9 protein-coding genes are annotated in these 8,118 nt (G+C 33.8%); 8 read left to right on the top strand and 1 reads right to left on the bottom strand.

Annotated features, from left to right (window positions below):
• From nusA to ACW2QF_RS15415, 8 genes are all read left to right on the top strand, one after another.
• Positions 1–866: transcription termination factor NusA (nusA, locus tag ACW2QF_RS15450; protein WP_455716906.1), on the top strand; the 866-nt coding region annotated here is incomplete at its 5' end.
• A 32-nt stretch (positions 867–898) separates the two neighbouring features.
• On the top strand, positions 899–1,174 hold the full coding sequence (gene rnpM / locus ACW2QF_RS15445; RefSeq protein ID WP_455716905.1) for an RNase P modulator RnpM: 276 nt from the start codon (positions 899–901) through the stop codon (positions 1,172–1,174).
• Positions 1,170–1,511, top strand: a complete 342-nt coding sequence (locus ACW2QF_RS15440) for a L7Ae/L30e/S12e/Gadd45 family ribosomal protein (protein ID WP_455716907.1) — start codon at positions 1,170–1,172, stop codon at positions 1,509–1,511. The genes rnpM and ACW2QF_RS15440 overlap by 5 nt, the downstream gene beginning before the upstream one ends.
• A gap of 14 nt (positions 1,512–1,525) precedes the next feature.
• Positions 1,526–4,144: a translation initiation factor IF-2 gene (infB, locus tag ACW2QF_RS15435; RefSeq protein ID WP_455716904.1), complete on the top strand. Its 2,619-nt coding sequence runs from the start codon at positions 1,526–1,528 to the stop codon at positions 4,142–4,144.
• Positions 4,145–4,251: 107 nt separating this feature from the next.
• Complete coding sequence (rbfA, locus tag ACW2QF_RS15430; protein WP_455716903.1) at positions 4,252–4,653, top strand: 30S ribosome-binding factor RbfA; 402 nt, start codon at positions 4,252–4,254, stop codon at positions 4,651–4,653.
• Between the two features lie 254 nt (positions 4,654–4,907).
• On the top strand, positions 4,908–5,873 hold the full coding sequence (locus ACW2QF_RS15425) for a DHH family phosphoesterase (protein ID WP_455716902.1): 966 nt from the start codon (positions 4,908–4,910) through the stop codon (positions 5,871–5,873).
• A gap of 56 nt (positions 5,874–5,929) precedes the next feature.
• Positions 5,930–6,847: a tRNA pseudouridine(55) synthase TruB gene (gene truB, locus ACW2QF_RS15420; RefSeq protein WP_455716901.1), complete on the top strand. Its 918-nt coding sequence runs from the start codon at positions 5,930–5,932 to the stop codon at positions 6,845–6,847.
• Between the two features lie 37 nt (positions 6,848–6,884).
• Entirely contained in the window at positions 6,885–7,811 is a 927-nt protein-coding gene (locus ACW2QF_RS15415; protein WP_455716900.1) for a bifunctional riboflavin kinase/FAD synthetase, read from the top strand.
• A 70-nt stretch (positions 7,812–7,881) separates the two neighbouring features.
• Here ACW2QF_RS15415 and ACW2QF_RS15410 read toward each other — a convergent pair.
• On the bottom strand, positions 7,882–8,118 hold a 237-nt coding region (locus ACW2QF_RS15410), incomplete at its 5' end, for a helix-turn-helix domain-containing protein (RefSeq protein WP_455716899.1).

The raw sequence follows: 8,118 nt of genomic DNA, 5'->3' as shown, positions 1-8,118 counted from the left end.
CAGATAAAGTTACTCAAATTAGTGAAGCAGAAGCAATTCTTCGTTTCCCTAAGAACAACCTAGGCGACATTGTTCATGTTGAAGTTACACCTAAAAACTTCGGCCGTATTGCAGCTCAAAAGGCAAAACAAGTAGTTGTGCAAAAGATTCGTGAAGAAGAAAGAAAAGTTCTTTTCAACCAATACTATGGTAAGGAAAAAGATATCGTTACTGGTATCGTGCAACGTTATGTAGGCAATAATGTAAGTATTAATTTAGGTAAGGTAGATGCTGTTTTAACTGAAAATGAGCAAGTTAGAGGAGAGCGTTTTAAACCTACAGATCGTATTAAACTATATGTATTAGAAGTAAAAGACACAACAAAAGGCCCTAGAATTACTGTATCAAGAACACACCCAGAGTTAGTTAAGAGATTATTCGAAGCTGAAGTAACAGAAGTAAAAGATGGTACTGTAGAAATCAAGAGCATCTCTAGAGAAGCTGGATCAAGAACGAAGATGGCAGTATATTCAAACGACCCTAACGTTGATCCTGTAGGCGCTTGTGTAGGCCTTAACGGAGCAAGAGTTAATGCAATTGTAAATGAACTTAGAGGTGAAAAAATCGATATTATCAACTGGAGTGATGATCCAGCTGTATTAATTGAGAATGCATTAAGCCCAGCCAAAGTTGTTTCAGTAGATGTTAATATAGAAGAAAAAACAGCTAACGTAGTTGTTCCTGATTACCAATTATCACTTGCAATCGGTAAAGAAGGTCAAAATGCTAGATTAGCGGCTAGATTAACAGGATATAAGATTGATATTAAAAGTGAGTCACAAGTTTACGGTAATAGTGAACCAAGTGAATCCTTTGATGAGGAATAAATAAAATCGTAATACACTTAGGAAGTGATTAAATGAAAACAAAAAAAATACCACTAAGACAATGTGTTGGTTGTGGTGAAATGAAAACAAAAAAAGAAATGCTTCGAGTTATTAAAACCCCAGAAGATGAGATTATTATCGATGCGACTGGAAAGAAAAATGGAAGGGGCGCATATATATGTAATTCCTTAGACTGCTTTTCAAAGGCAGTAAAAAGTAAAGGTTTAGAACGCTCTTTAAAAGTAAGCATTCCAAAAGAAGTGTATGAGCAATTAGAAAAGGAGTTGATAGATCTTGGAACAAATTAATACGGAAGTGCAGTATGACTTTAAAACGAAGAACAAGATTCTATCCTATATTGGAATAGCAACGAAGGCTGGAAAGGTCGCAAGTGGAGAGTTCTCTACCGAGAAAGCTGTTAAAGAACATAAAGCAGAACTGGTTATCGTAGCCGCAGACGCGTCAGATAATACCAAAAAGATGTTTACCAATATGTGTACTTACTATAAGGTGCCAATTTACTTTTTTGGTGAGAAAACAGAGCTAGGTCATGCAATGGGTAAAGAGATGAGAGCTTCTTTAGCAATGCTTGATAAGGGCTTGGCTGATGCAACACAGAAACAACTTAATAATGTAGTGGAATAGCGGAGGTAGTAAGTATGTCAAAAATTAAAATTTATGAATTAGCAAAAGAATTAGATAAGTCTAGTAAGGATATTATTTCGTTCTTAAAAGAAAAAGGAATTGAGGTAAAGAGTCATATGAATAGTATTGAAGATGATGTAGTTCATATGGTTCGTAATAAATATCAGACTCAAGCTCCAAATAAAACAATTGAATCAGCTAAGAAAGTAGAAACTACAACTACCAACGCTTCATCTTCTCGTGATCAAAGAATGAATAATAATAGGCCAAATAATCAAAGAAACAATAACAACACAGGTAGTCAAGGATATAATCGTAATGACAACCGAAATAATAATAGAAATGATAATAGGAACGATAATCGAAATATGAATAATACTAATACTACTAATAATAATACAAACAATAAGACAAACAATACAAATAACAACGATAATCGACCAAATAATCGTTTCAATAACCAAAATGACAACCGTGGTAATAACAACAATCGACCAAGTGATAACCGAGGTAATTATAGCAATCGACCAAATGATAACCGAGTTAATAACAACAGTCGACCAAATGATAACCGATGTAATAAGAGCAATCGTCCAAATTATAATCGTGGAAATAGAACTAAAGATAATCGTTACAACTATCAATACAATACTTCAAAGAATAACCTAAAAAATAATAATAGAAACAATCGTTTTGATAATAGAAATAATAATAGAAATAACAATAGCTATGATAAAAACAATAATAGAAATAATAATAGCTATGATAGAAATAATAACAAAAATACAAACAAAAATAATAGCAACAATGCTGCACCAAAGAAAGGACAATTTATTATGCCAAAACCAGCACCTGTGCAAGAAATTGAAAACGATGGCATTAAGACAATTATCTTACCGGAAGTGTTAACAATAAAAGAACTTTCTGATAAATTAAAGATGCCAGCCGCTGCCTTAGTTAAGAAATTATTTTTACAAGGTAAAGTAGTAACTATTAATCAAGAAATCACTTTTGAAGAAGCAGAAGAAATCGCATTAGAATTTGAAGTAATTGCAGAATTAGAAGAAAAAGTGGATGTGATTGAAGAATTACTAAAAGAAGATGAAGAAGATGAAGCTTTATTAGAAAAACGTCCACCTGTAGTATGTGTTATGGGTCACGTAGACCATGGTAAAACTTCATTACTTGATACAATCCGTAAAACACATGTAACAAATAACGAAGCCGGTGGTATTACACAACATATCGGTGCCTATGTAGTTAATGTAAACGATGAAAGAATTACTTTCTTAGATACTCCAGGACATGAAGCATTCACATCTATGAGAATGCGTGGTGCTCAATCAACTGATATCGCTATTTTAGTTGTAGCAGCAGACGACGGTGTTATGCCTCAAACAGTTGAAGCAATAAACCATGCAAAAGCAGCTGGAATTCAAATTATTGTTGCAATCAATAAGATTGATAAGCCAAGTGCGAACATCGAAAGAGTAAAACAAGAATTAACAGAATATGAATTAATAGCAGAAGATTGGGGTGGAGATACTGTATTTGTACCTGTATCTGCTCACACTGGAGAAGGAATTGATCAATTACTTGAGATGATTCTATTAACTGCTGAAATGTGTGAACTAAAAGCAAATCCACACCGTAAAGGTAGAGGAATCGTTATCGAAGCTGAGCTTGATAAAGGTAGAGGTCCAGTTGCTACAGTATTAGTTCAAAAAGGTATTCTTAACGTAGGAGATTCTATTGCAATTGGTTCTGCATATGGTAAAGTAAGAGCTATGATTGATGATAAAGGTAGACGTGTAAAAGAAGCGGGTCCATCTACACCAGTTGAAATACTTGGTCTTAACGAAGTTCCAGGTGCTGGTGAAATCTTCATGGCTACTGAGAATGACAAAGAAGCTCGTTCGATTGCCGAAGCATTTATCAAACAAAGTAGAGAAAAATTACTAGATGATACAAAATCAAAATTATCACTTGATGGTTTATTTTCACAAATACAAGCTGGTAATATTAAAGAACTTAATATTATCGTTAAAGCTGATGTGCAAGGTTCCGTAGAAGCAGTAAAACAAAGTTTATTAAAATTAACTAATGAAGAAGTTGCAATCCGTATTATCCACGGTGGAGTAGGTGCAATTAATGAATCAGACGTAATTCTTGCAAGCGCTTCTAATGCTATTATCATTGGTTTTAATGTAAGACCTGATAATACAGCAAAAGATACTGCTGATCGTGAGAAAGTTGATTTACGTCTATATCGTGTAATCTACAATGCAATTGAAGATATTGAAGCAGCTATGAAGGGTATGCTTGACCCAACATATGAAGAAAAAGTACTTGGTCATGTAGAAGTTCGTCAAGTATTCAAAGCATCAGGACTTGGAACAATAGCTGGTTCTTACGTATTAGATGGTAAAGTAGTACGAGGCTCACAAGCAAGAATAATCCGTGATGGTATCGTTATCTTTGATGGTGATCTTGCTTCATTAAAGAGATTTAAAGATGATGTAAAAGAAGTTGCGGCAGGTTATGAATGTGGTCTTGTATTTGAGAAATTCAACGATGTGAAAGAAATGGATCAAGTTGAAATCTATACAATGGTAGAAGTACCAAGAAAGTAATTAATCTAGTTATTGCGATTTCCTGATATAATCGTAAAGCACTTTTGCTTAAGTCGACGGGGTCAAATTGGCGCCGTCGATCTAAATAGTGCGGAAATGGAGTTTATATGAGAAAGAACAGTATTAAGAACACAAGAATCAATGGTGAAGTTCAAAAAGAATTAAGCATGTTAATCAGTAGAGAAATCAAAGACCCAAGAATTAGCCCAATGACATCTGTTGTTGCGGTTGAAGTGGCACCAGATTTAAAACATGCTAAAGTATATATTAGTGTTTTAGGTGATGAAGAGAAGAAACAATCTACTTATGAAGGGCTTAGAAGTGCCGCTCCATACTTAAGAACGCAATTAGCAAAGACTGTGAACCTTCGTAATACACCAGAATTAACATTCGTTATGGATCAATCTATTGAATATGGTGTAAACATGTCAAAACTGATTGATGATGTGAACAAAGATTTGAATGATGCTACAGATGATGTTGAAGATACAGACACAGATAACGAATAGTGTATCGAAACAATTAACTAAAAATTAACAAAAAGAACACTACAAAAATATATATAGAGTCTATAGTTTGATTAGATACAAACCTAGACCAAAAGGCAATCTTCATTAGTTGTAGGGAATACCTGATGATGATTGCCTTTTTGAATCATTGTTCACTATAAAAGTTGTATAGTAGATTTTTCACAAATTCTATGGTATCATTACATTAAATGTCATACAGAAAGAAACTTTAAAGAGAAAGTAAGGTGTTATGGATGAATATATTAGAAGTATTAGATGGGGTTAAAACGGTTGCAATATCAGGTCATGTACGCCCGGATGGCGATTGTACAGGTTCTTGTATGGCAACATATCATTATATTAAAGAGAATAGACCAGATATTCGTGTAGATGTTTTCTTAGAGTCAATATCGGATTCTTTCCATATGATTTCAGATTTGGATCAAATTAATACAGACTATAATACAGATGTAAAGCAGTATGATTTGTTTTTATCTCTTGATTGTGGAAGTATAGATCGCTTAGGAAATGCTGGACCAATATTTGAGAATGCCAAGAAAACAATTTGTTTTGACCATCATATAAGTAATACAAAATTTGCCGATGTAAATCATGTTTGTTTGGAGGCAAGTTCAACTTGTGAGGTAATGTTTGGTGTATTTGAGGAAGATAAGATTTCATTAAAAACAGCGGAAGCATTATATCTTGGTATTGTACATGACACAGGTGTATTCAAGCATTCCAATACAACGGAAAAAACAATGACCATAGCAGGTAAGTTGCTTAGTAAAGGTGTTTCCTCATCAAGGATTATTGATGAAAGTTTTTATCAAAAGACATATCTTCAAAATCAAATTTTAGGAAGATGCTTACTTGAGAGTTTTCTTCTACTCAATGACAAATGTATTGTATCAACGCTTAGTAAAAAGACAATGGAATTCTATGAAGTGACTTCAAAGGATTTAGATGGAGTTATTGATCAATTGCGTGTAACGAAAGGTGTAGAGGTTGCTGTGTTTATATATGAAACAGAGGCACAAGAATATAAGGTAAGTATGCGTGCTAATGGAGCGGTAGATGTTAGCAAGATCGCTGTATATTTTGGTGGTGGCGGTCATGTAAAAGCTGCCGGTTGTTCTATGAAGGGTGTTATGCATGATGTAATTAATAACATCGTTAGACATATTGATATGCAATTAAAACAACTAAATCTTGTTTAATAGACCTATGTAGGCAATTGGTTAGACTCGCAAATGAATTATCAGGAGAGAAGACATTGATTAATGGAATTATAAATATATATAAGGAGAAAGGCTTCACATCACATGATGTGGTAGCTAAACTTCGTGGTATAACAAAACAAAAGAAGATTGGACATACAGGAACATTAGACCCAGATGCAACTGGAGTTTTACCTGTTTGCCTTGGAAATGCAACTAAATTATGTGATCTACTAACGGATAAAGATAAAGAATACGAGACGGTTTTACTTTTAGGAAAGGTTACAGATACACAAGATATCACTGGAGAAGTGTTACAAGAAAGTGAAGTCATGGTAACAGAAGAACAAGTACGAGAAGTGGTGAATTCATTTATTGGAGAGATAGAACAGATTCCACCGATGTATTCTGCTTTAAAAGTTAATGGAAAGAAATTATATGAACTAGCAAGAGAAGGTAAAGTAATTGAGAGAAAACCTAGACCGGCTATGATTCATGATATTACGATTCTGGAAGTAAAATTGAATGATGATTGTCATGAGGTTCGAATGAGAGTAGCTTGTTCTAAAGGGACATACATTCGTACATTGTGTCATGATATTGGAGAAGCCCTTGGCCCGGGTGGTTGTATGAAGAGTCTGGTTCGTACTAAGGTAAGCACTTTTCTACTAGAAGATGCCATAACTTTAGAGGAAGTTCAGAAATTACAAGAAGAAGGCAAGCTTGCTTGTCGAATGACTTCTGTTGAAGATATGTTTCCTAAGTATCCGAAAGTATATGTAAATGAACTAGGAGAACGTTTTTTATCAAATGGAAATCCATTGAAGCTTGATCATATTAAAAACAAAGAAGAAGCTAAAAGTTCTTTGGGGAATCATAATGTAAGAGTCTATAATATAAATGAACAATTTAGTGCAATCTATGAATGGCAGGGGAAATCGTATCTAAAGCCAGTGAAGATGTTCCTAAATTAGTCAATGAATACAAGAAGCAGGGGGAAAAGATGTTTTTATGAGATATATAACGAATAAAGAAGAGATTCAAATGGAATCTGATACAGCAGTTACGCTTGGAAAGTTTGACGGAATCCATATTGGTCATCAATTTCTGATTCGAGAAGTACTTGATTGTACAAAACAAGGACTTAAACCAGTTGTGTTTACATTCTCTTCTGTAGATAAAATAAGAACGGACCATATTGAAGGAAATCTTCTTACAGAAGAAGAAAAGAAGGAATATCTTGAACAATTAGGAATAGAAGTTATGCTATCCTTACCATTTGATGATGATATGAGATGTATGCAAGCGGAAACTTTTGTTGAAGAGATTCTATGTAAGAAGTTACGAGCTAAGAAAGTGGTAGTTGGAAGTGATTTTGCTTTTGGTCACAATCGTAAAGGTGATGTAAATTTATTAGAAAGCTTATCCAAAGTATATGGCTATGAATTAGTAGTGTTTCATAAAGTTTCTGTAGAGGAACAAGTAGTTAGTAGTTCAACAATCCGTCAAGAGTTATCAGATGGACATATTGAACAAGTGAATTCCATGCTTGGTCGAAAATATTGTATAACAGGCACTGTAGTTCATGGAAATCAAATTGGACGTAAATTATTATCAATGCCTACAGCGAATATCTACCCACAGTTTGATAAGTTGTTGCCACCAAATGGAGTTTATGTTACAAAGACGGAAACTAAATTTGGGGAATATGAAGGTATTACTAATATTGGATATAAACCAACCATTGGTGGAGAAACAAGACCTGGTGTGGAGACGTATCTATTTGATTTTGATAATGATTTATATGGACAAGAAATCAAAGTTAACTTCTATACGTATGAACGTGGTGAATACAAATATGACAGTTTAGAAGAATTGAAGAAACAGATGTTTCGTGATAGTGACTTTGGTAGAAATTATTTTAAAAGAAATGAATAAAAAGAGATAAATAATACCCTGATAGAAAAACATCACATAAGATGTGTTTTGCTATCAGGGTATTTATAATTTATGAACTACTATGTAAAGCGTATTTTTTGGGAGGAACCCCTACCGCTTTTGTAAATGCTTTTAAGAAATTACTATAATCATTAAAACCACTTTGTGAGTAAACATCGCTTACACTTGTTCCAGAAGAGAGGAGTGACTTAGCGATACTAATTCGGCGAGCGGTAATATATTTATTAATCGATGTTCCAGTTGCAGATTTGAATATTCTGCATATATAGGAATCACTAAGGTAAAA

The sequence above is a fragment of the Anaerosporobacter sp. genome (assembly GCF_965301125.1).
This window is presented reverse-complemented; position numbering and strand designations above follow the sequence as displayed.